The organism is Nocardia sp. CNS-044 (assembly GCF_059570515.1).
The window spans coordinates 229,428-256,324 of record NZ_JCANSX010000006.1; the positions used below are offsets into that span (position 1 = coordinate 229,428).

At 67.9% G+C, this 26,897-nt stretch carries 16 protein-coding genes and 1 tRNA gene (1 of these 17 only partly in view); 8 read left to right on the top strand and 9 right to left on the bottom strand.

The genetic code is table 11. From position 1 onward, the window contains the following. Both T333_RS09725 and T333_RS09730 read right to left on the bottom strand, forming a co-directional pair. Window positions 1-7,763: the 5' portion of a type I polyketide synthase gene (locus tag T333_RS09725; protein WP_496424269.1), read on the bottom strand. Its footprint begins 6,034 nt before the window's first position; only the first 7,763 of its 13,797 coding nucleotides appear in the window; its start codon is at window positions 7,761-7,763; its stop codon lies beyond the left edge, outside the window. Between the two features lie 1,174 nt (window positions 7,764-8,937). Next, complete coding sequence (locus T333_RS09730) at window positions 8,938-10,053, bottom strand: hypothetical protein (protein WP_496424270.1); 1,116 nt, start codon at window positions 10,051-10,053, stop codon at window positions 8,938-8,940. A gap of 186 nt (window positions 10,054-10,239) precedes the next feature. Here T333_RS09730 and T333_RS09735 point away from each other — a divergent pair, with 186 nt between their 5' ends. From T333_RS09735 to T333_RS09760, 6 genes are all read left to right on the top strand, one after another. Next, window positions 10,240-11,907, top strand: a complete 1,668-nt coding sequence (locus tag T333_RS09735; RefSeq protein WP_496424271.1) for a WXG100-like domain-containing protein — start codon at window positions 10,240-10,242, stop codon at window positions 11,905-11,907. A gap of 24 nt (window positions 11,908-11,931) precedes the next feature. After that, entirely contained in the window at window positions 11,932-12,276 is a 345-nt protein-coding gene (locus T333_RS09740; RefSeq protein WP_496424272.1) for a hypothetical protein, read from the top strand. Beyond that, window positions 12,273-12,764 (top strand): YbaB/EbfC family nucleoid-associated protein, encoded by a 492-nt coding sequence (locus T333_RS09745; protein ID WP_496424273.1) that lies wholly within the window; start codon window positions 12,273-12,275, stop codon window positions 12,762-12,764. Before T333_RS09740 ends, T333_RS09745 begins: the two co-directional genes overlap by 4 nt. Window positions 12,765-12,808: 44 nt before the next feature. Continuing rightward, window positions 12,809-15,439, top strand: a complete 2,631-nt coding sequence (locus T333_RS09750; protein WP_496424274.1) for a hypothetical protein — start codon at window positions 12,809-12,811, stop codon at window positions 15,437-15,439. Continuing rightward, the gene (locus T333_RS09755) at window positions 15,436-16,236 is read left to right on the top strand and encodes an ESX secretion-associated protein EspG (protein WP_496424275.1); all 801 of its coding nucleotides are present in this window, start codon (window positions 15,436-15,438) and stop codon (window positions 16,234-16,236) included. The genes T333_RS09750 and T333_RS09755 overlap by 4 nt, the downstream gene beginning before the upstream one ends. 83 nt (window positions 16,237-16,319) lie before the next feature. Further along, entirely contained in the window at window positions 16,320-17,102 is a 783-nt protein-coding gene (locus T333_RS09760) for a hypothetical protein (protein WP_496424276.1), read from the top strand. 7 nt (window positions 17,103-17,109) lie between these two features. Here T333_RS09760 and T333_RS09765 read toward each other — a convergent pair whose 3' ends face one another. The 3 genes from T333_RS09765 to T333_RS09775 form a co-directional block, all read right to left on the bottom strand. Then, complete coding sequence (locus tag T333_RS09765) at window positions 17,110-18,213, bottom strand: fatty acid desaturase family protein (RefSeq protein ID WP_496424277.1); 1,104 nt, start codon at window positions 18,211-18,213, stop codon at window positions 17,110-17,112. Window positions 18,214-18,493: 280 nt separating this feature from the next. Beyond that, window positions 18,494-18,616, bottom strand: coding sequence for a hypothetical protein (locus T333_RS09770; RefSeq protein ID WP_357257254.1), 123 nt, complete (start codon window positions 18,614-18,616; stop codon window positions 18,494-18,496). A 338-nt stretch (window positions 18,617-18,954) separates the two neighbouring features. Further along, window positions 18,955-19,554 (bottom strand): DUF6082 family protein, encoded by a 600-nt coding sequence (locus T333_RS09775; RefSeq protein ID WP_496424278.1) that lies wholly within the window; start codon window positions 19,552-19,554, stop codon window positions 18,955-18,957. An 884-nt stretch (window positions 19,555-20,438) separates the two neighbouring features. On the opposite strand from T333_RS09775, the gene T333_RS09780 reads away from it, so the two are divergent. Further along, on the top strand, window positions 20,439-20,840 hold the full coding sequence (locus tag T333_RS09780) for an SCO4402 family protein (protein ID WP_496424279.1): 402 nt from the start codon (window positions 20,439-20,441) through the stop codon (window positions 20,838-20,840). Window positions 20,841-21,385: 545 nt separating this feature from the next. Here T333_RS09780 and T333_RS09785 read toward each other — a convergent pair. Next, a tRNA-Ala gene (locus tag T333_RS09785) sits at window positions 21,386-21,458 on the bottom strand. Window positions 21,459-21,580: 122 nt separating this feature from the next. Here T333_RS09785 and T333_RS09790 point away from each other — a divergent pair. Then, a complete protein-coding gene (locus T333_RS09790) occupies window positions 21,581-22,978 on the top strand; it encodes a DUF222 domain-containing protein (RefSeq protein ID WP_496424280.1) in 1,398 nt (465 codons plus the stop codon). Between the two features lie 119 nt (window positions 22,979-23,097). Here the strand turns inward: T333_RS09790 and T333_RS09795 are convergent, their stop codons facing one another. The 3 genes from T333_RS09795 to pgm form a co-directional block, all read right to left on the bottom strand. Continuing rightward, window positions 23,098-23,835 carry a DsbA family protein gene (locus T333_RS09795; RefSeq protein ID WP_496424281.1) on the bottom strand — a complete coding sequence of 246 codons (738 nt, stop codon included), beginning with the start codon at window positions 23,833-23,835 and terminating at the stop codon, window positions 23,098-23,100. A 68-nt stretch (window positions 23,836-23,903) separates the two neighbouring features. Continuing rightward, window positions 23,904-25,253, bottom strand: a complete 1,350-nt coding sequence (locus T333_RS09800) for an MFS transporter (protein WP_496424282.1) — start codon at window positions 25,251-25,253, stop codon at window positions 23,904-23,906. After that, a complete protein-coding gene (gene pgm / locus T333_RS09805) occupies window positions 25,243-26,886 on the bottom strand; it encodes a phosphoglucomutase (alpha-D-glucose-1,6-bisphosphate-dependent) (RefSeq protein WP_496424283.1) in 1,644 nt (547 codons plus the stop codon). Before pgm ends, T333_RS09800 begins: the two co-directional genes overlap by 11 nt. Window positions 26,887-26,897: the final 11 nt, after the last annotated feature.

Here is a 26,897-nt window from a genome sequence, read left to right on the forward strand (position 1 = left end):
CCGGCGGCGGAGTTCCAGGGCCCCCAGGCCAGCGCGATGGCGGGCAGCCCCGTGGCGCGGCGGCGGTGGGCCAGCGCGTCGAGGAATGCGTTGGCCGCCGCGTAGTTGCCCTGTCCCGCCGTACCGATCGTCGCCGCGACGGACGAGAACAGCACGAAGGCCGACAGGTCACGATCCCGCGTGAGCTCGTGCAGGTGCCATGCGGCCGCAGCCTTCGGGTCGAACACGCGCCGCAGCTGCCCGGCCGACATACCCGCGAGGGTGCCGTCGTCGAGGACGCCCGCCGCGTGTACTACACCGGTCAGCGGGTGATCGGCCTCGATCGAATCCAGAAGGGCGCGAAGGGCTTCGCGATCGCCCACATCGCAGGCCGCCACCCGCACAGCAGCGCCCGCTTCCACCAGCTCGGACGTCAGTTCCGTTGCGCCCTCGGCGGTTTCGCCTCGCCTGGACACCAGCAGCAAACGGCGAACTCCGTGTGCGGAGACCAGATGACGAGCCACGAGTGCGCCGAGGCCGCCGGTACCGCCGGTGATCAGTACGGTGCCTGTACCGAAGGACGGGTCGGCCGGTGCCGGGTCGGCATCGTGCTCGGCTAGCGCTCGCACCAGCCTGGGCACGAGCAGCGCCCCCGCGCGCACCGCGGCCTGCTCTTCGCCCGCCGCGATCACCGCGCCGACCAGCGTCGGATCGGCCAGGGGCGCGGCCGACGGGTCGGCGTCGAGGAGGACGAATCGGCCCGGATATTCGGTTTGCGCGCTGCGTATCAGGCCCCGGACGGCTGCCGCGGCGAGATCGGGCGCCTCACCGGGCAGCCCGGCACCATTCGTGGTCAGCACGACCAGGCGAGTGTCGGCCAGACGGTCTTCCGCCAGCCAGGCCTGCAACGTCGCCAACACCGCTTCCAGGTGACCGCGAACGATCACCGGGTCGTCGGCCGCGGCGCCGACCTCCGGATGCCAGCATACGACGTCCGGAATCGTCTGTGCCGCAGCGAATTCCGAAGGACCGGGATAGCTGGTGCCGATTCCGGCGACCGGCGCCGAACCGAGTACGGCCAGGCGGTCCGCGGACACGCTCGGTGCCGCTACCGGCGCGGGCGTCCACTGGATCTCGTAGATGTCGGCGTCATCACCGGCCAGGGTGCCACGCATCTGTTTCACGTCGTACGGCCGCATGACGACCGCGTCGACGGAGACCACGGGCCGTCCCGCATCGTCGATGGTCGCGACGGAGATCGTCTCCGGTCCAGTTGCCACGGCGATGACCCGCAGCGTCGTCGCCTGAACCAACGGCCGATGCAGTCGCGCCCCGCCCCAGCGGAACAGCAGTCGGCCGGTGTTCGGATCGCTGTCCAGATCACGCCAGACGAGCCCGGCCAGTCCGGCGTGCATCACCAGGTCGAGCAGGGCGGGATGCAGATCGAACCGCTCGGGTTCCGGCGCGGCGGCGGTGTCCAGGGTGATCTCGGAGAGGACGGTCTCACCCCGCTGCCATGCGGCGTCGACACCGATGAACGCCGGACCGTATTCGAGTCCGGATCCCTTGGCGATGCGCTCGGGAATCCATGCGGTGTCGAGTGTTTCGGCGTCGACCGGCGGCCATGCCTCGTCCCGCAGCCGGTTCAGCAGAGCGTCGTCGCCGTCCCACGAAGGAGCCAGTACGCCGCTGGCGTTGCGCACCCATTCGCCCGATCCGCGACCGGACTTACGGAAGTAGAAATCGAACTGCCGTCGCCCGGTCCCGTCCGCTTCCCCCACGGACACCTGGAGCTCGACCTCGTCGTCTTCCGACGGAAGTATCGGAGCCTCCAGCGTCAGCTCTTCGACGACGCCGCAATCGATTCGGCTGCCCGCGACGAGCAGGAACTCGACGAGGGTCGCGCTCGGCAGCACCACGGTGCCGTAGGTCATATGGTCGGCGACCCACGGGTCGGTCGGCAGCGAGAACCTGCCGGTGAAAACGAACTCGTCCTTGCCGGCCACCGGCACCACACCGGTGAGCAAGGGGTGGCCGGTCTCGCCGGTGGCTTCGGGACGCGGCGGTAACCAGAATCGCTGGTGCTGGAAGGCATAGGTGGGCAGGGGAACTCGTCGCATCGACCGGCGCGCGAAGATCGGCGTCCAATCGACGCTCACACCGGATGTGTGCGCGTGCGCCAGCATCGTCGAGAACTGTCGAAGCTCATCGTGTTCCCGCCGCGCGGCCGCGATCACTACAGACTCCGCCCCGTCCGGAAGGGTCTGCCGGGTCAGCGCCGTCAGGACCGCGTCGGGACCGATTTCCAGGAATCGGCGGATACCCGAGGCGAGCAACGTCTCGATACCCGGCGCGAATCGCACTGCGGCCCGCACCTGCCGAACCCAGTACGCGGGATCGGCCATCTCGTCCCCGGCCAGCTGACCGGACACATTCGATACCACCGGCAGGCGCAGCCGGTTGTACGTCAAGTCCGCAGCGACAGCCTCGAATTCGGCCAGCATCGGCTCCATCCGATGCGAGTGGAAGGCGTGGCTGACCCGCAGTCGCGACGTCTTCCTGCCGCGCTCGGCGAACAGTGATTCGACCTCGGCGACCGCGTCTTCGTCACCGGAAATCACCAGGGCCGCAGGCGCGTTCACTGCCGCGATCGACACTCGGCTGGGATACCGGGCGACCACATCGTTCACTTCGGTCTCCGATGCCGCGATGGCCAGCATCGCGCCGCCCTCGGGCAACGCACCCATGAGGCGGCCACGCGCCGCCACCAACCGGCAGGCGTCCTGCAGCGACCACAGGCCAGCGAGGTACGCGGCCGCGACTTCTCCGATCGAGTGGCCGATCAACACGTCCGGGGTCACACCGAACGACTCCAGCAGGCGATACAGCGCCACCTCGAAGGCGAACAGCGCGGGCTGGGTGAACTCCGTCCGATCCAGCACCGTGGCGCCGGTACCGCCGACGGCGCCACTGAACATCAACAGCCTCAGCGAACACCCCAGCACCGGATCGAACTGGGCGCACACCGAATCCAACGCGTCCGCGAATACCGGGAACGCCTCGTACAACCCGGCGCCCATACCGACCCGCTGCGCGCCCTGACCGGTGCACAAGAATGCCGTCTGCCCCGAACCGACGGCACCCGCGACGACACCGGCGCCGGTCCCCGATTCGGCGAGATTCGTCAACCGCTCGAGCAGCTCGTCTCGATCGCGACCGAGAATCACACTCCGCGAATCCAGCTGGGCCCGTGCGGTCGCCAGCGAATAGGCCGCGTCCGCGATGTCGATCTCCGGTCGCTCCGAAAGCCACGCACGCAGCCGGGCGGCTTGCGCGCGCAGTCCTGCATCGCCCTTACCCGACACCAGCAATGGGATGAGCGGCACGGCCGTGTTCGACTGCCGCTCCGCGTCTTCCACGACCTCGGCAGCCGCTACCGGTGCGGCAGGTGCTTCTTCGAGGACCACATGCGCGTTGGTGCCGCTGATTCCGAACGACGACACACCCGCCCGACGCACCCGCTCAGCGACGGTCCACGGTTCGGCTTCGGTCAACAGACGCACCGCACCAGAAGCCCAATCGACGTGCGGCGACGGCGAATCGACGTGCAGCGTCCGCGGCAACCGCTCGTGCCGCATCGCCTGCACCATCTTGATCACACCGGCCACACCGGCGGCGGCCACGGCATGGCCGATATTCGATTTCAACGAACCGATCCGCAACGGCTCCCGATCGCCGCGATCCTGTCCGTAGGCGGCGATCAACGCCTGTGCTTCGATCGGATCGCCCAGCGTCGTGCCGGTCCCGTGCGCCTCGACAGCGTCCACGTCGACCGCCGAGATCCCCGCGTTGGCGAGGGCCTGCGCGATCACCCGCTCCTGCGCCGGGCCGTTCGGAGCGGTCAGACCGTTGCTCGCGCCGTCCTGGTTCACCGCACTACCGCGAACGACGGCCAGAATGTTGTGGCCGAGCCGCTGCGCGTCCGAAAGGCGTTCGAGCACAAGGACACCCGAACCCTCGGACCACGCCACACCGTCGGCCGCGGCCGAGAACGCCTTGCAACGACCGTCCGGCGCCAGGCCGCGCTGCCGGGCGAAGTCCACGTACAGGTACGGACTCGCCGCGACGGTCACACCACCGGCGAGCACCAGCGAGCTGTCGCCCTGGCGCAGCGCCTGACACGCCAGGTGCAACGCCACCAGCGACGACGAGCACGCCGTATCCACCGTGACCGCCGGACCTTCCAGGCCGAACACGTACGCGACACGACCCGAGATGACGCTGTGCGACGTGCCGGTCAGCCGGAATCCCTCCAGGTCACCGGTCACCCGGCCGGAGTAACCCGACGAGCAGGCACCGGCGAAGACGCCGGTGTCACTGCCCCGCAACGACGTCGGGTCGATGCCCGCGTTCTCCAGGGCTTCCCATGCGGTTTCGAGCAACAGCCGCTGCTGCGGATCCATCGCCAGCGCTTCACGAGGGCTGATGCCGAAGAAACTCGGGTCGAAATCACCTGCGGTGGCGAGGAATCCGCCATGGCGCGAGTAGACCTTGCCCGGTTTGTCGGGGTCCGGATCGAACAGCCGGTCCAGATCCCAGCCGCGGTCGGTCGGGAATTCGCCGATCACGTCCCGGCCCTCGGCCACCAGGTTCCACAGATCCTCGGCGGATCGCACACCGCCCGGGAATCGGGCACTCATGCCGACGATCGCGATCGGTTCGTTCGACGTCGGGGATGGTCGGCCGCCGGAGCGGGTGAATTCAGCGCGCCGCTGTCCACTGTCGGTCCCGGTGACCCGTGCCCGTAGCAGCGCCGCGACCGCGGTCGCGGTCGGATGGTCGAAGACGAGCGTCCTCGGCAGCTGCACACCGGTGGCCCGCATCAGCCGGTTCTGCAACTCGACCCCGCTGACGGAGTCGAAGCCGAACTCGGTGAACGGCAGATCGGGGTGAATCGATTCAGCCGACTCGTGGCCTAGTACGGCAGCAGCGACCTCACGGACGATATCGAGAACTATTGTGTCGCGCTGATATTCGGGGGCACCCAGTAGTTTGTGGGCTAGCGGGCCGTTGTCCCGGGCTTCGGTCCACTCTTCGGAAATTCGGTCCTCGGGAGTCTGTTCCTCGGCCGCCGCAACGACATCGGTGACACCGCCACCGGAAGTGACCGGCACACCGGCCCAGAAATTACGACGCTGAAACGCGTACGGTGGCAGGTCGACCCGCACCCCACCTGAGACCAGCGCGCGCAGGTCCACCGGCACACCGGCACAATAGGCCTCTGCCAGCGACGTCATGAACCGTTCCTGGCCGCCCGCACCGCGCCGCAACGACCCCACGACAGCTACGCCCTCGGCCGCACCGGCCGCCTCGGCGGTAAGGCCGATGCCCATCGTGAGCACCGGATGCGGACTCGCCTCGATGAATCCGTTGACACCGTCCCCGATCAGCGCCGTGACAGCGTCGGCGAATCGAACCGGTTCCCGCAACGACCGATACCAGTATTCGGCGTCGAGTTCCGCCGTATTCAACCGGTCGGCGAAGACCGTGGAGAAGAAGGGCACCGAACCGGATCGCGGGCGGATCGGCTCCAGTTCCTCGAGCAACCGATCGCGGAGCCGCTCGACCGCCTTCGAATGCGACGCGTAGTCCACCGGAATCCGGCGGGCCCATACACCTTCGTCGGCGCAGGTGGCGAGAAACTCCTCCATCGCCGGAACATCACCGGCTATCACGCTCTGCGCCGGTCCGTTCACCGCCGCCAACGACAGCCGATCCCCGTACGCCGACAGACGTTCCCGGACCGCGTCCGCGCCGAGTCCGATCGAAGCCATACTGCCCTGACCGGCCAGCTCGTCGGCGACCGCCCGCGACCGCAGCGCCACCACGCGCGCCGCGTCGGACAGCGACAGTCCACCGGCGACGTACGCGGCGGCGATCTCGCCCTGGGAATGGCCGATCACCACGTCCGGTTCCACACCGGCCGCCCGCCACATCCGGGCCAGCGAGACCATCACCGCGAACAGCACCGGCTGCACGACATCCACGCGATCCAGCGGAGGCGCGGCGCCTTCGCGACGCAGCACCGCCGTCAGCGACCAGTCCACATACGGCGCGAGCGCCGCTTCGCAGGCCGCGATCGACTCCGCGAACGCCCCACCGGAATCCAACAGCCCGAGCGCCATACCCTCCCACTGGCTGCCCTGCCCGGGAAAGACGAACGCGATCCGCCGCTGTTCGGCCCGCGCGGTGGTCGGCTCGACGTCCGCGGCGGGCGCGGTCGGGTCGGCGAGGGCCGCCAATCCGGCCAGCAACTCCTCTCGATCCCGCCCGACGACGCCGCCGCGCCATTCCATTTGGGCTCTGGTGGTCAGCAGCGAACGCGCCACATCGACCACATCCAGCTCCGGCTGGCGGAACAGCCACTCCCGGAGTCGGGCCGCTTGCGCGCGAACGCCGCCCTCGCTGCGGGCCGACACCACCCACGGCACCGCACCGACCGCGCCGTCGCCCGTGGACGCGGCGGACGAGACGGCGGGCGCCTCCTCCACGATCACGTGGGCATTCGATCCCCCCATGCCGAACGAGGACACACCTGCCCTGCGCACCTCGGCCGCGGGCCAGTTCTCGGTGCCCGTGACGACCCGTAAACTCCACTTCTCGAGCGGAATTCGCGGGTTCGGCGTCTCGAAGTTCAGGCTGGCCACCAGTTCCCGGTGACTCAGCGACAGCACGGTCTTGACGAGACCCGCGATACCCGAAGCACCTTCCAGGTGCCCGATATTCGTCTTGACCGATCCGACGGCCAGCGGCGCGTCCTGCGCCCTGCCGACGCCGTAGGTCTCACCGAGCGCGGCGGCCTCCACCGGATCACCGGCGGGCGTTCCGGTGCCATGCAATTCGACGTACTGCACCGACTCGGCCTCGACACCCGCCGCACTCAGAGCGGAGCGGATCGCCGTGGCCTGCGCATCCCGGCTCGGGGCGCTCAACACACGGCGTTCGTTGCCGGTGTTGACCGCGCTGCCGCGGATCACAGCGTGAATCCGGTCGCCGTCGGCGATCGCCCGCGCCAGTGGTTTCAGCACCACCACGCCGCCGCCCTCGCCGCGCACGAACCCGTCGGCCCGCGCGTCGAAGGTGTGGCACGCGCCCAGCGCCGACTGCGCGCCGAACTGCTCGATCCGTTCACCGCTCGTCGGCGACAGAATCAGGTTCAGGCCACCGGCCAGGGCCACGTCGCTCTCGCCGCTGCGCAGGCTCTCACAGGCCAGATGCACCGCGACCAGCGAGGACGCCTGGGCGCTGTCGACGACCATGCTCGGACCGCTGAAACCGAAGTAGTTCGAGACGCGGTTGGCGATGACGCCGCGTCCGACACCCCACAGAGAATGGCGGCTGACGCCCGGACCACCTTGGGAAGCAACGATTTCGGCGAAATCACCACCGGTGCAGCCGAGGAACACGCCACACCGCCGGTCATCGCGCGCCGTGGCGGCCAGGCCCGCGTCCTCGAGCGCCTCCCAGCTCAACTCCAACGCAAGCAGCTGCTGCGGATCGATCGCCCGCGCCTCGTTGGGCGATACTCCGAAGAAGTCCGCGTCGAACTGCCCTACGGTGTCGACGAATCCGGCCCGCTCGGTGATGTTCCCGCGTACGGAAGGAGCTGCGCCGATCGCGGCGCGCCCCGCTCTGAGGAGCTGCCAGAAACTGTCGAGATCGGCCGCTCCCGGCATTCTGCAGGACATGCCAACAATAGCGACGGCAAAGGCCGATCCGGTCACCTCTGACCATCCTTCCTCAGTGCACGCTGTGACCCCCCGTCACGATTGATTCACGGTTAAACCAAAGATTGCATTAAGATTTCTCGAGGCAGTTCCGGCTTGGACCGTTCATGCTTCGACATAACCGATTTCGACGTTGTCGAGGGTCGGCGAAGGGCCCCGAATAAAACGGAGCATCGTCCACAATAATGCGGAGCAACTTCCACGGACAGCCCAAGCCACGACGAAACGACGCAGGTCAGACTGGACCTAGCGGTGTCGTCGGTGCTCGGTAGAGCAATCGAGTCAGCGAGCGACGCTGGAAACAGAAGCGCTACAGGGGCATGCCAGAGGATTGCGGCGCGCGCTAGAGGGGTAGTGCCCGAAGGAAGGTGCGTACGTCGCACCTACACTATGGCGATGTGGATTGGCACAACGATCCCTCTCGGAATTTCGTACGACGGCACAGGATTCATGGTTACCGAACAGTATTTGTACGGTCTCGAGCTTGTCAACCGTCCGAGAGCATCTCGTCGGTTACCCGAACCGAAGACGCGCCGCGTGTTCGCAATGCCCGGACCGAGCGGATCGAACGACTCGCGGCGGCAGTCGACACCCGAGTGGGTGACCAGCCGCACCCGCGACGATGCGCATCGCCCTGGGCCGACCTGAGCGTCATCAGGTGCCCTGCTCCGCAGCGGGCCCCGCGGCTCGCAGCGCCACATATTTGACCGATCGGTCGAAGCGTCCTAATATCTCGAAATATGCTGCCTACCAAGCAATTCGACCCTGGGTCGGTGATCATCCGGGCACCGAAGCCGTACTGGCAGCATGGTTGCGAAGCGACCTCGACATCGGAGTCGTCCGAGCATCTCGATGCTACCGGCGCATACGCGACCTCGGCCGCACACACGAGCTCTTCGTGACGAGCGCTGCCACGCCACGTGGAGGTCGCCGACGCGCGCTGGTCACGGCGGAACCGGCCCGTCCAGATCCGGCAATCCCGACGAATCCGGGGTCGCTCTCGTCGAATCGCGTTGGGCGCGAACAGGACACATTACTGTGCGCCGAGCGTAGAACGCGCCGAGACCCGACGCGAACCCGCGCCCGGAGGCCAGCGGCGATCCTGTCGAGCGCGCGGACCTCTTGTCAGGGCGATCTACTCAGTTCGAGCAACGAGGGGGTTACCGCATCTTCAGTCCGCCGCGCCCGCCATGACCAGCTGGTGTAGCGCGCCGTCCACGTCCTCGCGCTCGCCGAAAAGCCGCACCAGCAGTGCGCGCTCGGCCGCGCCGTGCTCCGCGGCCAGCACCAGTTCCATTGCTCCGTCCCGCGTTTCGACGCCCGATTCCTCGGCGAGCGACGCCACGATGTCGGCTGTGCTCTCCCTGGTCCATACCCCGGGAATCGCGGCCGTGACCTCGCTCGCGGGCGGTGCGGCGCCGCGATACCAGTGGCCGCCCTCCCACCAGTAGCAGAAGGAGAGCAACCCGGACCCGGCGCGCGGGTTGAGCAGCGGGTTCGCCACCCACCTCGGTGCCCCCGCGTAGAGATCCGGCATGGGAGCGCCGGCGTTGTAGACCGCGTCCAGCACCGGGTCGTTCCATACTCCGCCGGAGAGCACCGCGCGGTCGCCGGGGACCAGCCACAGCGAGGAACCGCTGCGCTCGGCGCCCTCGAACAGGCCGAGCGCGGGCAGCACCCGTGGCCCCCACGGAGATCCGGCCGCCACGAACGCCGCGGCGATCGCCGCCCAGCGCATCGCCAGCAACGGCAGCGCGGGCAATGTCGTCTCGATTTCCGGGGTGAGCGTGGCGGTCCGGGCCAGTGCCCCCGCCTGCTCGGTGGGCCGGGACTGCCGGTTCTCGTGCCCGATATGGGCCGCCAACCAGATCGGGAGCCGCGCCCGCGGAAACGCCTCCAGGTCGGCCCGATACACCTCCGGCGAAAAGAGGTGGTCATCCGGGAAGGGCTCGGCGCCGAAGTCGGGCTCGGCGCCGACCTCGCCGGACGCCGACGCCGTCACCAGGTAACGCCACCACGGGCCGCCGGGCAGGGCGGCCGACGCCTCGCGGTGTCGCCGGACCAGTGCCAGCACCTCCTCGGAGGGCAACACCTGGGCCGGATGGCCGTGCTCGTCGGTGAAGAAGACCGACGCCAGCTCCGATACGGCGGTGAGCGCGAACACCGCATGCATCTCGTGCCAGCCCGGCGGGGCGAGCGCGCTCAATTCCGCGGCGATCCGGCGGCTCGCCGCGTCGGCGAGCGGTGACTCGGAAACGGCGGGGAGCGAATCCTCTGCTGCGGTCATGAAAGGCGGCACCTCCTCGATGGGGCCCGCACGCTACCACTCGGGAGCGAACGGCGCCGGTGCGGCGAATTCGTTTGCCCGTCATCGCGAATTAAGTTGTCTGCGTTCTAATCCCACGACATCGGACGCCGAGAGGAGAGCTGCGGTGAGCAATCCGACGGTGCGGTGCGGAGCCGCGGTGCAGCGATGACCATTCACATGCCCGAGGGGTTGCAGTGGCTGGCCTGGGTGGCCGGAACCACCTGGCCGGAGGGCGACGAGGACGTCGCATGGGCGGTGTCGGAGGCATGGAAGACGGCGAGCGCGGAGCTGACGGCCTTGCTCGCCGATGTCGACGCGGCGAAACAGGCCACCATCGACGCCTATGGGCAGGGCGAGGGCGGTACCGCCATGGGCGCCCGCTACGACGCGCTGCGCACCGGTGAGCACTCCATCGAGGCGCTGGCGAACTTCATGAGCACCGTCGGCGACAGCACGTTCGACATGGGCACCGAAATCCAGGCCACCAAGATCACCGTCATCGTGACGCTGGCCTGGCTGGCGCTGGAGATCCTGTGGGCCTGGCTCTTTCCGCCCACCGCCCCCGCGGTGGAGGCGGCCGCGATCACCACCACGCGCTCCTTCTTGAAGGTATTCGAGGACTTCGTGCAGAAGGCGATCACCAATCTCGCTGCGCGCCTGGGTGCTTCGACCGCCAAGCGGCACTTCTGGACCCAAGCCGCGCGGCTGCGGCCGGTCTTTCCCACCGCGAAGGGCTGGGGCGTCTACGGTGCGCGGGCCATCGAGGCGACCGCCATCGTCGGGACCATCAACGGCTCGGTGCAGGTCGGTCAGCTCGCGGCGGGCAAACGACGGCACTTCAACGGCACGGAGTTCGGGCTGTCCATCCTCGCCGGTGTCGCGGGCGTGGTGCCGGGGCGCGAATTCGGGCGCTATCTCGGGCACGGTATCGACAAGGTCGCGGGCAAGCAGTTGAACAACATCCCGGGCCGGGTCGGTCGTGGCGCGGTGATCGGTGGCGCCTCCGGTGTGGTCGGCACCGCCTTCGGCAACCTGGCCGTGGGCGCGGTGACCAGAGACTTCTCGTCGTTCGCCTCCGGGCCGGGCTGGGTCGGCGGTGCCACGCGGGGTGCGGTGGTGGGCGGTGCGCGCGGCGGTTTCGCCATCGGCAAGCCGATTCCGCCGGGGCACGGCGACATTCGCTCCTACGTCTGGATGCCGAAACCGAATTCCGGCAATGCGGCGCCCCGGCCACCGGGGAGCGACGGTTCGTCCAGCGGGTCGAGTTCCCGGCCGTCCAGCGTTTCCGACGCGAGCGTGTCGTCCTCGGTCCAGCCGGTGCACGCGGGCTCGTCGCACCGGCCGTCGTCCTCGCACAGCAGCGCCTCGGGCAACAGCGTCTACTACGACGCCGCGAGTTCGTTCCACAGCGCCGGAAGCAGTTCGAGCAGTAGCTCGGGCCGCACGATCTACCACGACGCCCGCACCCACCAACCCCCGACCTCGTGGTCGTCCTCGGTCGACGGCGGCTGGACCCCACCGCCTCCGTCCGGCTCGGGCGGTGCGCAGCGACCCCCGCTCCCATCCGGTGCTGGGGTGACCGGCGCGAATGGCGGGAGCAGCAACGGAAACCCGATCGCCACACACCACAGCGAACCGTTCCTGGGCGAGGGCAAGGACGTGCGCGGCAAGCCGCGGCCGAAGCAGTGGCCGTGGGTGGAACCGCTGCCGGGCCCGTACTCCGCGCCATCGTCGAGTGGCTCCTCGGGAGAGCAGTGGTTGCCGCCCACAGACGCGCGGAACGCCCCACTCGCGAACGCCGCTGAGCAGGTCGACGTCCCATTCACTCCGTAACCCGACGACACAGGAGGAAATGCCATGGCCGCGGACCAGTTGGAGGTCGATCCTCACAAACTGCGCCACGCCTCGGATCTGACCCGGGAGCTGTCGAACGACACCAAGGGGGTCGCCGAGAAGCTGCGCAACACCCTCAGCGGTATCGAGTCCGACAGCACCGTCATGCCGTGGGGTGATGACAAGCGCGGCCACAAGTTCTTCGACGGCGACAAGGGCTACAAGGCGGCGCGGGACAACCTGATCGAGGGCGCCATCGGCGCCGCGACCACGTTGGGCGACATGGCGACCGGGCAGCGCGATGCCGCGGACGCCTTGGCCGCTACCGACTCCGGCAACGCCGGCCAGTTCGGGAAGCCGACGCCGTGACGGGGCAGCCCACCGTCAACGAACGCCTGCGCGCCGACATGGCGACGCTGGTGGAGGGTCTCGGCGAGCAGTTCCGCGGCATCGCCGAACTGCAGCAGCGGCGTTCGCGGCTCACCGAGACGGTGCGCGTGTGCGATCAGCGCATCGAGGTCACGGTGAACGCCGACGGCATCCTGATCGACACCAAGTTCGCCGACGACGTCCTGGATCTGACCCTCGAGGAGATCGCGGAGAACGTCACCGCCGCGGTGCAGGCCGCCGCCGCGAAGGCGGCCGAGCGCAGCCGAGAGCTCATGCGTCCGCTGCTGGAACGCAAGAACGCCCTGCCGAAACTCTCCGAGATCATCGAGGGCGCACCGGATCTGGGCTCGCTCATGCCGACGGCGCCGCCACCGCCGCTGAACCCGCCGGACCCGAGCCGCTGGCCCGTCGATGACGATTCCGGCGCCCGCGCGCCCCGGTCCGTGGTGGCCGACAACGACGACTGACGCGGCGCACGCGGTGCGCCCGCGCGACAAGAAGGGTGAACGGGATGGCTCTCGAACCAGGCACGTGGTCGGGCCTGAAGAACCAGGCGCAGGCCGGGTATCTGAAGTTCGACACGGCCGACGCGCTGGCCGCCGCTCGGGCCTGCGCCGATCTGGTCGACGACCTGCTCGGCATGGCCGCGGCCGTGACAGACCTGCGCCTCGACAATTTCGCGCCGATCGGCACGCTCACCTCCGGCACGCAGTTGGCGATGGCGTTCACCACCAAAGGGAACCGGCTGCGAACGATCCTCGAAGATCACGCCGACATCGTCACGGACATTGGCGAGACCTACATCGCGGCGGGCAAGGCGTACGCGAACGCCGAGGGTGAGTCCGAGAGCGACTTCAAGGCGCTCGACAACCTGAAGATGCCGACCGAGGCCAGCACCTACACTCCCGGCGCACGCAAGCCGGGCGGGCCGGACGCCGAATTCGACAAGCCGAACGGCGGATTCGCATGGAAGGGCAAGGACGGCAAGCCACACATCCAGCGTGCCGACGCGGAGAGCTTCCCCGCCTCGCTGAAGGACTACCAGGGCGAGAAGGATCCGGGCGTCACCGCCAACGTCGAGAACAAGGACAGCCTCGCCTTCAGCGAATTGTACGAGCTGGGACGCGATCTCGACCCGGCTCCGGTGCTGGCCGCCGCGGGCACCTGGCACAGCATGGCCACCGACCTGCTCGGCAAGCTCAACACGTTCGTGAACGCCATCAACACCGGCACCGAGTCATGGGAGGGGCAGGGCGCGGCCGCGGCGGCAGCGGCGATCGAGAACTACTCCGAGGGCGTGCAACCGCTGGCCACCTCGATGATCGCGATGAGCCAGAACCTGGACTACAGCGCGCAGTGGCTGCACCTGACCAGGCTCAGCATGCCCTCCAGTCCCGATCCCGGTGACTGTTGCCCGGGCAAGGTGACCCGCCGGTACCGCGACGAGTGGCAGAAGCACTACGGCGAGGGCATGAAGAACACCGTCTCGGTGATGCCCGTGGTGAACGGTCCGATCGCCCAACCGGCGCCGCAGGGTGGTCAGGGGCAGAACCAGCCCGGGAACGACCAGCAGGGCAATGGCCAGTACGGCAACGGCCAGTACGGCAACAACCAGGACGGCTACGGGAACCAGCAGCCGGATCCGAGGCAACAGCCGGGCTACGGGCAGGTCGTCCCGGCGAGCCAGTCCGGTTACGGCACAGCGGATTCCGGCACAAGCCCACGCCCTGACAGCGTCGGATCGCAGGGCGCCGAATCGCGCGGCACGGGATCGGGCGGCACGGGATCGGGCGGCACGGGATCGGGCGGCACGGGGTCGGGCGCGAGTGCCCCGCTGCCCAACGGCGCCAAGGGCGGTGGCGGCAGCGGCGCGGGTTCCAGGTCGCAGGGGCAGCTCCCACCCGGCTACGAAGCCGCGCAGCAGAAGGCCGAGTCTGCCGCGGCCGGCGCCCGCGGTGCGGCGACCCCGGTCGGTTCGTCCGGCGCGGGTTCGCCGGACGGCGGCGGGACGCAGACGCGCCCGTCGAGTTCGGGGAATCCGTTCCCGCGCAGCAGCTTTCCCGGCGAGTCGTCGTCCGGCTCCCCCTCGGGAGGCAGCGGCACCAGCATGCCAAGCGTCCCGTCGCTCGGGTCCGCTCCGCTGCCCAACGGCGCGAAGGGCACTCCGCTGCCCAACGGTGCGAAGGGCAGATCGTCCGGCGGTGGTGGAACGGGCAGTGGGTCATCGGGAACGGGTGCGGGTGGATCCGGCGCGAGCGCGTTGGAGGACGCGCTCGCCAAGGCCACCGGCGCCGATCCGGCCCAGGTGCGTTCGATGCTCGGCGAACTGCCGAAGCTGCTGAACGAGAACACCCTGTCCACGAAGAGCGGCCTCTCCCCGGAACAGGTGCGCTCGGTGCTGAAGAACATCCCGGAGGCGGCCGACGTCGACGAACTGGCGAAGCGCACCGGTCTCGACCCGGCGCAAGTGCGGTCGGTGCTGGACAACCTGCCGCACGCACTGGACGAGAAGGCGCTGGCGGCCGCGACCGGCACAAGTGACCACTCGGCCTGGCGTGCCGGCGTGCCGGGCCAGTCGTCCTCCGTGGCCGGGCTGTCCGGTCCGACTGCGGGCGCCGACGGCGGCCCGGCGTCGTTCGCCCAGGCGGGCAGGGACTTCCTCGGCCAGATCGGTATGGCGCTCACCCAGGGACTGGAGTCGCTCGGTCAACTCGGTGCCACCCTGCCCGGCGCGGACCAGTTGCACGAGATGCTGCGCCGCTTCGACCCGGCCGCGCTCGCCGCCGCCGTGGGCGATCTGCCGGTCGATCCGGCGTCCGGCGCGGGCGGCGGCAGCACCGGTTCCGGTGGTGTGGGCAGCCCAGCTGGTTTCTCCGAGCATCCTTACCAGCAGGCCCGTGCGTTTCCGCGCGCGTCGCTGCCCGGCGCCGAACACCCGCTCTACCCGGCCACAGCGGCGGCGAGCCAGGGCTCGCACGGGATGGGAGGTCCCCCGATGATGGGTCCGGCCGGCGCCCCCGGCGCGGGCGGTGGGCAGGGCGATACCGCGCAAAAGCCGGCCAAGTACCTGAAGTCGAAAGCGCATCTGAACGACGGCATCGGCGCCGTGCCAGACCGAGTGAAGCCGGTGATCGACTCGTGAGCCGAACCTGGAAGTTCACCGACCTGGAGTTCAACCTGCTGTGCGAGGAAGTGCGGCAAGGCGAACTGCCCGCCCCGTTCGTCTTCACCAGCCGCACCCGGCTGGCGGACGACTACGAGCGGGAGAAGTCCGAGGTCCAGCAGCGGTTGCGGGGACGGTTCGACCACGACCTGGACGCCATGGCGAGCGCCATCGCCCGACCTGACATCTTCATCGTGGCGCACGCCTGGGACGACCAGGATTTCGACAACCCCGAAGCGCGCACTCGGGTGCATGCCGTCCGGCAACGCGCCCGCGGGTACGTCATCACCCAGCGCCCCGGTGAAACCCTCATGCACGCAGGTGGTTTCGACGCTGTCGAATGCGACCCGCACGCCCTGGCCGATACCGTGCTCGGACTGCTGCCCAAATGCAATGCGGGCAATCTGGACGACATCCAGCTCACCCTGCCGACCTCGGAACCCACGATCGTTCACCAGGGCCCGTCGTCCGGCGTCATGGACAACGACGACACAGACGACGACACGATCAGCAGCGACGCCTTCTTCGCGACTCCCGCGGTGAGCACCGGCATCGTCAAGGTCCTGCAGGGCCGTTCCAAGTACGGCCCACGCGGCCGGATCGAAGCAGGCATGCTCTGGCGCGACCTCCCCGACGACGGCCGCTACGTCATGCCGCTGGACCACCCGACCCCGGTCGCCACCGCGATGAGCAGCGACGGCCTCACCGAGTGGGTGCGCGAACAGATCGACCACATTCTGGCGCGCATGGAATCGCATATGGAGACGGAAGACTGACGCCGCTCGACCGCTCCGGTCCTGTGCGGCAACGCAATTCGATGTCGATATGAGCGATAGCTTGGGTTGTGCTTACGGTGCAGATGAACGACCGAGCGGCGAGACTGCTCGGTGTACGGGACGGCTTCGGTGGTCTGGATCCAGAGGAGGGTTTGGCCTCCGGTTTGCGTACCTGGGTGGACGGCGGGATCGAAAGTCGCGGCGAGGTGGTGTCCTGGGCCCCGATTCCCGCGGACGCTGACGACGCACCGGGACGTTTGGTCGACCTCTACGATTGGGAGCACTGGCACAACGACTTCCACCTGGAAGACTTTGTGTCCGTCGACTACACGTACGCCGACGGGCCGATCGTCGGCGTCGACGCGCAGCGGACACTGCTCAGGCAAGGGATCGCGTTGGCTCGGGAGGTCGGACGGCTGGCCGGTGAGCTGAGCACGCCCATTCCGTTGCGGTGCATCATCAAGGTCGACGAAACCAACGGCAAGTTCGCGTTCTATCGGATTCGGCCCGAGGACAGTTGGGTGCTCGATGACCTCGACGGGGACGACCGTGGCTACGATCCCGACACGATTCGCCGCCGCCTGGAGCTGATGCCCACCTGTCCGGAAGGACTGGCCTGGTACTGGGACCAGTGCGACGACGATATCGGATCCTGGAACAGCGAGACCGATCTTCAGCCTTACCTGCGGTTGTTGGCCGATCGCTGTCGTGCGGTCGATACCGCGTTGATCGGCGTCTTCACCGGCGCGGATGGACTGGTGCTGGGTTTCCTGCCTTCGGACAAGCTCGAGCGATTCATCGTTCTCGCCGCGACGGCCAAGGCAGAGATCGTCATCTACGGCTCGGTCGAGCCTGTCGAGCACTGAACCGGTTTCATCGATGACGCCCTTCAACCGGATTGCGTTGTGGCACTACAGCATCCGGGTGCCGATCGGGAGTGCGCAGAGGAGCGCCGACGTGGTGCAGGTGTCTCAGCGCCTCGCGGTAAGAGGAGATCAGACCGGTTTCGTGGTAGGGCACGCCGATTTCGGTGCAGTAGTCGCGGACGATCACCTGGGCATGACGCAGGTTCGGCGTCGGCATGCTCGGGAACAAATGATGCTCGATCTGATAGTTGAGCCCGCCGAGGGCGAGGTCGGTCAACGCGCCACCCCGCACGTTGCGGGAGGTCAGCACTTGGCGACGGAGGTAGTCGGGGCGGTCGGCGCCGGTCAAGGTTGGCATACCCTTGTGGTTCGGGGCGAAGATGCAGCCCATGTACAGGCCGAACAAACCTTGGTGGACAGCAAGGAACGCGAAGGCTTTGTCGGCGGGCAGAACCGCGAACAGTGCGGCCAGATAGATGGCGAAGTGGCCGAACAGCAGTGCGCCCTCCAATCCGCGGTGTTCGACCGATCGATTTCTGAGCGCACGTACTCCGGCCACATGGAGGTTCAGGCCCTCCAGCAACAGCAGGGGGAAGAACAGGAACGCCTGCCCCCGCCCGATGAGTCGAGGCAGACCGCGGCTGGACCGTGCCTGCTGTTGTGACCAGACCAGAATGTCGGGCGCGACATCGGGGTCGAGTTCCTCGTGGTTCGGGTTGGCGTGATGCCGGGTGTGCTTGTCCTGCCACCAGCCGTAGCCCAGGCCGATGCCGGCGTTGCCGACGAGTCGTCCCATGAGCTCCGTCGGTTGCCGTAGCCGGAAAACCTGGCGGTGCGCGACATCATGCATGACGAGTGCGATCTGAGCGAACGTCACGGCCATGAACCCCGCGACCAGCAGCGTCCACCACGAATCGCCGACGAGGACGAACGCCGCCCAGCCGGCTGCGAACGCGACCCCGACGAGGCTGAGCCGGACGACGTAGTAGAGGGGACGCCGGTTCATCAGTCCCGCCTCGGAGATCCGGCGCAACAGACGGGCGTAATCACCGCCGCCGCCGCGCTGTGGTGACCGTGGAGAGGACTCGGGGGACAAGGCAGATGTCGTCATAGATCTTCCTGAGAGCTGAGTCGGAGACGCCACCTCCGTCCGTCGACGATGTCGATCGGTCGACGTCGGGAGCGGGGCCGATTTCGATATCCCGAAGCTATCGGCCGAATTCTCGTTGCCCGTAACCCTCTGGTATGACATGGAATCGGACTGCGGTGTGATGTTGGATGCCTACATGCACTCAGCCACATGGCATCTCGACATCCCCACATGCCGATGTGCGCGCACCAGCTCACCGCTGTCGAGCTCGGGCACCGTCGGTGTCGGCGCATGGTTCGAGTCAGCTTGTGATCGCCTCGTACGCGGCCAGCAGCACGCCGAGCGACCGGTCGTAGCCGCGGTTGCCGAGCATCTGGTTCATCACATACGACACCGTCATTCGATGGTCGAAGTCGACGAGCACCAGCGAGCCGCCCTACCTACCCCACGAACACGTGCGGTTCTCCAACTGGTACCCGATACCCCAGCGGACCGGATAGTCCAGAACGCGGTCGGTGCCGCGGAACTGTTGCCGAGTGAAGTCAGACGGTTGGGGGCCATGAGGACTCAGAGGTTCGCAACCAATGTCCGGCTCGCCCGACTCTATCCGTTGGCGTGGTCAAGGAGCCTCGAGCGAGTCATCGGTCGAAACGGTCAAAGTTCACCTTCGAGACTGCGACACCTAGTGCGACGGCGGAGCCGACGGCGAGTGCAATCCCGCCAGTAGCAAGCCACCGTGTGCGTCGGCCGGGACTGAGCTGCTCAGGGGGTGACAGCTGTTTGTTGTGAAGCGCGTAGGTCGTCCCAGCTGATCGGTGCTGGGCCGGTCGCGATGGCTTTTTGGTACTCCTCGTCGGCGATACGTTTGAATTCGCGGGTACGCCGGTTGTAGTCCGACTTTCGTACTGTCCAATACCCTGATGTTCGAGCCCAGTGGTCTTGTCCGATCTCACTCCGGAAAATGGCACCGAGCACATCCTCCCGAAGCCCCCGCTCGCCGATGACGCCAGACTCGTAGCCCATCAAGCCATACCGCATCCATGAAGCGGTGTAGTAGAACTGACGGCCCTCAACTCCGGGTGGATCAACGCGTCTGCCGATGCAGGGCGCGAAGATCGTCGGCTCGTCCATTGCAATACGGGTCAGGTCCAGGTGGTAGCGGCGAACATTTTCGAAGCGACCTGCTTTGAACTGTCGAGCTTGTATGAACAGGGAAACCGAAACCCCGCACAGCGCAAGTGCCGACACGATTGCAGATGTTGCTCCGTAGGTTTGGCTGACCTCACGCAGTCGCCCCCAGTCCGTGTCGTCCTGTGATGGCAGCAGCAGAAGCAATAATGGCGACACAAGGACAGCAGACACACCGCCGATGATGACGACCAGCCCCAGAGCGATACGCCCCGAGGAGCCTTGACCGAACCAGCCGACAGCCTGGTCGGTCCAGGCTTGACGACGGAATTGGTGCTCATGTATGCCCCCTCGAACACCGACATGTACGTGATCATGCACGTCGAATCGCCAGGCTATCTCGAGTTTTACCGGTGCCGGAGAGGTGACCTTCAGTGCTGTCGGGATGGCTTCGACGCAACCACAGCCAGGCCCCACATGCGAGTTCGGAAACCACGATGTTCGGTCGCATGCTTGAACAGATGGGAAGTGGGGGCCGTGGCCCCCGCCTCGTCACCACCCGACCACGGCACCCGTACAGACGAGCCGGGGTGCTCGAACTGCCACACCGCCGGACCGAATGCATGAGGCCGGAGCACTGAGTGGGATGACATCGGGGGCTGTGGCTGTCGGCAGGGGATACTCGAAGGCAAGCGAGCGAAGCTCGTGCGGCAGTCCTTGGAAGGCGTGGGGCTCGATGCCGGCCGATTCCCACCGAACGCTCATTTCGATGGATGCGCTCTTCGGCGCCTCTGCCGACGACACCGCGATATGAACTGTCGTCGGTCGTGTCGTCAACGGTGCTCGTGAGAGGTTCGTAAATGACGAAAGCCAGGTCCATAATTTCGCCGGACCTGGCTTTTCGTTCGAGTGGAGCTAAGGGGACTCGAACCCCCTGACCCCGAAAACCAGGGCAACGGTATGCGGATCGACCAGGGCGACCGCACCAGTCAGTATCCGACACAACAGGTGGACCACGTCACTGTCCGATCCGGAGGCAAGGCAATAGGTCGGGATGGCAAGCCCATCGACGGAAGCATCAAAACCAACCCAGAGATGGCACATATACCATTGAGCGAATGGCTGACTTGGAGGAGTTGGGATCAACCATGACCGATGTTCGATATCCCGAGATGCGCAAGTCCGTGATAGAAGCACTCGAATCATTCGCCGATCCGGACTATCAAAGGCGAGTCTGGATAAATCACGAATTCCCGCAAGAGAATTTTTACGACGACCTGGACGTGAACGTGAGTATCTTGTACGACGACTGCGTAGTCGTCCCCGACCCTCGCAGCAGGATCGGCACCGTGCTCGTAGATGGACCAGAGGTCGGCCGACTGATCGAGTTGGACCAGGTGCTCGGCCCCATGATTCGCCGACTAGGAAACGCACCGGATGCCATATACCTCGGCGATTCGGAGTGGCCGCTAGTGGTTGCAGCCGCACGTGCAGCTTTGGCTGCGATGCAGGATATATGACCACGCTTCAGCTAATTCTTGTCGAAGCAGTGACACTCGGCCAGCTCGAGGTTCGGGCATATCGCGTCGACTTTCGGGTCGTAGCCGCGAGGCCGACTTAGCGATCGGGCCTCAGTCTCCCCAAGACGCTCGCCACAGAACTTGACGCCGCACCACCATCGTTGCCGTCATCGACGAACGGCCGGACGAAAGTGTGGACAGCATCCGAGATTACCGAGGTCGGCCGGATACATCTGAACCAGCAAGCCGATTGAGCTCTTCGGAGTCGGATCAGGATGCCGTGGCAGCTGCCACGTGACCGCCACGTCCGAAGCAGCCAGGTCGATCACTTCTGGTCCACGCTTAGAGAAGAGTTGAACGAGTGGAACCACGGGCAATCCCGACCCAGCACACCATGCGCTGGTATGCCCGAAGCGTAGAACCCGCCCCGCCGACGACCCAAGCCGTATCGACGGGAAGCAGGACCAAAACGGGGGGTAACGCGGGGCCAGACACAAAAAACAGGTCAGGCCCGGTCTTTGACCGGGCCTGACCTGCTATTTCTGTGGAGCTAAGGGGACTCGAACCCCTGACCCCCACACTGCCAGTGTGGTGCGCTACCAGCTGCGCCATAGCCCCTTGGTGGGTCACGCTCGGTTTCCCTCGCGCCTGATGAAAGTTACACCACCAGCGTGTCCGCAGCCAAATCGCCTGGAAAAAGGGGTGGCGGTGGGGTTAACTGAGACCGTAGAATCGAACACATGTTCGAACAGAATCAGCTCTCTGCGATGGACTTCGGGACCATGAGTGACGAAGGGTTGATCGAGGCGCTCAGGGCGGTGCACGGGGCGGCGGCCGCGGCTCAGGCTGCGGAGGTGTTCGCGGTGCGTGAGTTGTATCGGCGGGCCCGGGCCGCGAGCGCGGAGCCGGGGCCGGGTGGGGTGCGGGCCGGGGAGTTCGCGGCGGCCGAGGCGGCGGTGGCGCTGTATGTGGACGAGGGCACCGCGGGAGCGCTGATCGACATCGGGCTGGTGCTGGAGGAGGCGCTACCCCGGACCCGCATGGCGTTCGCGGCGGGGCGGATCGACCTGGCGAAGGTGCGGGTGATCGTGGACAGCACGCGGGCACTGGCGAAGGAGGTCGTCGACGCGCTGGAGCCGCGACTGCTGGAGGCCGCGGCGCGGACGAATCCGGCGCGGCTGCGGCAGGCGGCGCGGCGGTGGGCGAATCGGCTGGATCCGGCGGGCGCGCGGCGGCGGCGAGAGCGGCGGCAGGAAGACCGCGATGTGCGGATACGGGCGGTGCAGGACAGCATGGCGGTGTTCGACGGGCTGCTGCCCGCACCCGGCGCGCAGACGGTCGCGATGCGGTTGCGGGAGATGAGTTTGCAGGTCTGCGCGGCCGATCCGCGGACGATGCCGCAGCGGCGGGCCGACGCCCTGGTGGCGCTGGCGGACGGGTCGGGGCGGCTGCGTTGCCGTTGCGGCCGAGGTGAGCGGTGTCCCAAGGCCGGGGTGCCGGTGGAACCGCCGCGACGGCCGCTGATCCAGATCGGGATCGCCGCCGACACATTGCTGGACATGCGGGAGGCGCCCGCGTTCCTGGCAGGCTACGGGCCGATCGACGCGGCGCTCGCGCGATTGCTCGCCGAGCACGCGTCGTTCCAGGTGGTTCCCGAGCACACCGACGGCAGCGCGACGGACGAGGCGGCGCTGCGACGCGTCGCGAGCGAGATTCGGGCGGTGGACGGTATGTGCCGGTTTCCCGGGTGCACGATTCCCGCGGCGGAAGGCGAACTGGAGCGCAGCGGCGGCGGACTCGCGGCGCTCTGTTCGCGGCACGGACGACTGAAGTCGTTGGCGGACAAGAGGAAACAGTGGCGGGTCTGCCGGGCCGACCGAGATCGGTTGCAGTGGACCGCGCCGGATGGTGACGTGCACACCACCGTGCGCGAAGGTGCGCGATATCTGTTCCCGCACACCGATATCGAACTACCCGCGGTCGAAACCGCCGGGATACGAGCCGCGTTCACCGCCGACCGGCCGACCGGCGAGGAGCTGCTCTACCCGCTCGACGGCCACATCCCGCTGCACCGCCAACTCGCGCGAATCGCCCCCGAGAACGACATCCCGGACGACGCCCCAGAACACCGCGGCTGAGCCGCACGGGGGTCGTCGCCTCCGGCCTCGAGCCGAACCGTGTCCGACGGCAGGGGAGAAACCGCACAACACCAGTCGACTCTCGTCGCCGAGCCCTGCAGGGTCCGTGCCCAGCGCGCTCAGCGCGTCAGCTCGACCACCCACTCCTCGTTGCTCACATCCACCTTGTTGGACCCGTCGAACACCGACGGCGTCGCGGCGGGACCGTCCAACCGTGCGGTCAGGTCGTCCGTCGCCGCCCTCGCGTGCACCTCGACGTCCGCCACTTTCGCACCGCTCGCCACGCATTGCACGATCGGCTCCGGCGCACCGGCCTCGCGCGCCAAGCCGGAGAGCTGCTCGTTGCTCAGGTCGTCGCCGCCTTCTTTCGGCTGCTTCGAGGCGAAGAGCAGCTCGTGGAACTTCGCGTACAACGGACCGTTGCCCGCCTCGGCGACGCATTCGTTGGCCGCGATCGCGCGGGTCGAGTAGTCCTCGCTGCTGGACTTGGGGTCGAGGAAGTTGACGTAGTGGTACCGCACCGCGAGTTTGCCCTCGTCCAGCTGCTGGGCGAGTTCCTGGCCGTAGACGCGCTCGAGCGCGCCGCAGGCGGGGCACAGCGGGTCCTCGAAGACGTCGATCGTCTTGGGCGTCCCCGGCTTGCCGAGAACGACCACGCCGTCGGGTTGCAGCACCGCTTGCACGCCGGGGTCGCGCACGGAGCCGTAGCCGTCGTTGCGCACGTCCGGCTCGTCGCGCCCCGAGCGGAACGCCAGGAAAACGATCAACACGATGAGGGCGAGCGCGACGCCGCCCAAGGCGTAACTGGTCGCGCTCGACATCGGGCGCGGGGTGTAGTTCGAACGCGATTGGTTCACGTCAACACTCTGCCCCAGCTCCCGCTGCCGATGTGCGCCGGGCACCCGGCCGCCCACACCGCGTCGGGCTAACGGCGCGAACCCGTGGGCGAGGCAGGGCGTTCGTCGTGGACCTGGCCGCGTGACTCCTCGCACTCGTCGGCCGCACGATGCGCGAGCTGGTACTCCGCGTCGTCGCACGGCACCGCCGCGACGTGATCGGTTTCGACCTCGGCGGTGTGCCCGCGCAGCGTTTCGGGCACCACCAACCACGCCACGGCAGCGATGGCCAGCAACGCACCGGTCACGGCGAGCGCGGGCCCGTAGGAGGTGTGCTGGGCCAGCGCGCCCACGGCGACCGGACCGAGCACGGTGCCGAGATCGGCCGCCATCTGGAAGCCCGCGAGCACCGGCCCGCCGCGCGCCTTCGGTCCGAGGATGTCGGCCAGCGCGGCCTGCTGGGTGGGCGTCAGCATGCCCGAGCCGAGCCCGGCGACGACGGACGTCACCAGCAGCCAGCCGAAGTTCGGCGCGTACCCGAGCCCGGCGGTGCCCAGCGCGCACACCAGCGAGCCGACGACGAGGAACGGCTTGCGCCCCCACCGATCGGACAGCCTGCCGGACAGGAACAACACCGCGACGTTGCCCGCGGCGAAAGCCGTCAGCGCGACGCCCGCCATACCGGCGGGCTGCCGCAACACCTCCACGACCAGCAGCGGCACCAGCGCCATCCGGACACCGAAGATGGCCGCGCCGTTGGCGAAGTTCGACCACAGCACCGCGCGGTACGCCGGGCGGGCCAGCGCCTCACGAAAGGTCATGACGCGCAGTTCGCCGCTGACCTCCGGCGCGGCCAGATGCGAATGGCGCAGGCTCAGGTAGACCGCGGCGCTCACCGCGAGCAGCGCCGCGGCGTAGATGAGGAACGGAGCCCGCAGCCCGAGCCCGGCCAGCGCGCCGCCCACCAGCGGACCGCTCACCGAGCCGACCAGGAAGCTCGTCGACCACAACCCCGACACCCGCCCGCGCTGCTCCGGCGGCGACAGGCGGATCACCAGCGCCAGCGACGACACGGTGAACATGGTCGAGCCGATGCCGCCCACCGAGCGCAGAGCCAGGAGCTGCCAATAAGTCTGTGCCAGCGCGCTCGCTCCGGTGGACACCGCGACGATGACCAGGCCGGACAGGTACACCCAGCGCTCCCCCAGCCGCTGCACCAGCCGACCGCTGACCGGCGCGAACAGCAGCCGCATCAACGCGAACGCGCTGACGATCGCGGACGCGGCGGCCACCCCGACGCCGAAGCTGCGCGCGAACTGCGGCAGCACCGGCGCCACCAGTCCGAACCCGATCGCGATGACGAACGCGGCGCCGACCAGCACCCAGATCTCGCTGGGCAGCGCCTTATCGCTCGCCGATGTCTCGGCTCTACCGCTCACCCGTCAGCGCCTTGCCCACCAACTCCTCCGCGGCCGCCTGCACCTGGGCCAGGTGCTCGCTGCCGTGGAACGACTCCGCGTAGATCTTGTACTTGTCCTCGGTCCCGGACGGACGCGCCGCGAACCAGGCGTTCTCGGTGGTGACTTTGAGTCCGCCGAGCGGCGCGCCGTTGCCTCGGGCACGGGTGAGCACGGCGGTGATGGGCTCGCCCGCGATCTCTTCGGTGGTGATCACATCGGGAGTCAACCTCGCCAACCGCGCTTTCTGTTCCGCGGTGGCCGCGGCGTCGATGCGCGCGTAGGCCGGACTGCCGTAGCGGCGCTCGAGTTCGACGTAGCGCGCGGACGGCGTCTGCCCGGTGCAAGCGGCGATCTCGGCGGCGAGCAGCGCGAGCAGGATGCCGTCCTTGTCGGTGGTCCACACCGTGCCGTCCATCCGGAGGAACGACGCGCCCGCGCTCTCCTCGCCGCCGAAAGCCAGGCTGCCGCTGAACAATCCGGGCACGAACCACTTGAACCCGACCGGCACCTCGTGCACGTCGCGGCCGAGCACGCCGACCACTCGGTCGATCATGGACGAGGTGACCACGGTCTTGCCGATCTTGGTCAGCGCGTCCCAGCCGATACGGTTCGCCACCAGATATTCGATCGCGACGGCGAGGAAGTGGTTGGGGTTCATCAGCCCGCCGTCGGGCGTGACGATGCCGTGCCGGTCGGCATCGGCGTCGTTGCCGGTGGAGATGTCGTAGTCGTCCTTGATGGCGACCAGCGCCGCCATGGCGTAGCGCGAGGACGGGTCCATCCGGATCTTGCCGTCGCTGTCCAGCGTCATGAAACGCCAGGTGGGGTCGACGAACGGGTTGACGACCTCGAGCTCGAGGTCGTAGCGCTGGCCGATCTCCTCCCAGTAGTCGACGCTGGCGCCGCCCATCGGGTCGGCGCCGAGGCGGATGCCCGCGCCGCGAATCGCGTCCAAATTCAACACGTTCGGCAGGTCGGCGATGTAGTGGTCGAGGTAGTCGTAGCGCTGGACGCACGTGGCCATCGCGTGTTGCAGCGTCGTCCGCTTCACCTCGGAAAGACCGGTGCGCAGCAGCTCGTTCGCCCGCGCGGCGATGGCGTCGGTGGCGACGGTGTCGGCCGGACCGCCGTGCGGCGGGTTGTATTTGAAGCCGCCGTCGCGTGGCGGATTGTGCGACGGCGTGACCACGATGCCGTCGGCTTGGTGCCTGGTGCCGTTCGTGTTGTGGCGCAGCACCGCGTGGCTCAGCGCGGGCGTCGGCGTGTAGCGGTCGCGGGCGTCGATCACCGCGGTCACGTCGTTGGCCGCGAGCACCTCGAGCGCGGTGGTCCAGGCGGGCTCGGACAGCGCGTGCGTGTCTCGCGCCAGATACACCGGACCGGTGATGCCGCGGGTGGCGCGGTATTCCACGATCGCCTGGGTGATCGCCAGGATGTGCGCCTCGTTGAACGCGCTGTCCAGGCTGGACCCGCGGTGCCCCGAGGTGCCGAACACCACCTGCTGCGCCGGATTCGCGGGATCGGGAATCTGGCTGTAGTAGGCGGTAACCAGGTGGGCGATGTCCTCCAGGTCGGTCGCCCGCGCGGGTCGCCCGGCTCGATCATGGGCCATGCTCGGGTCTC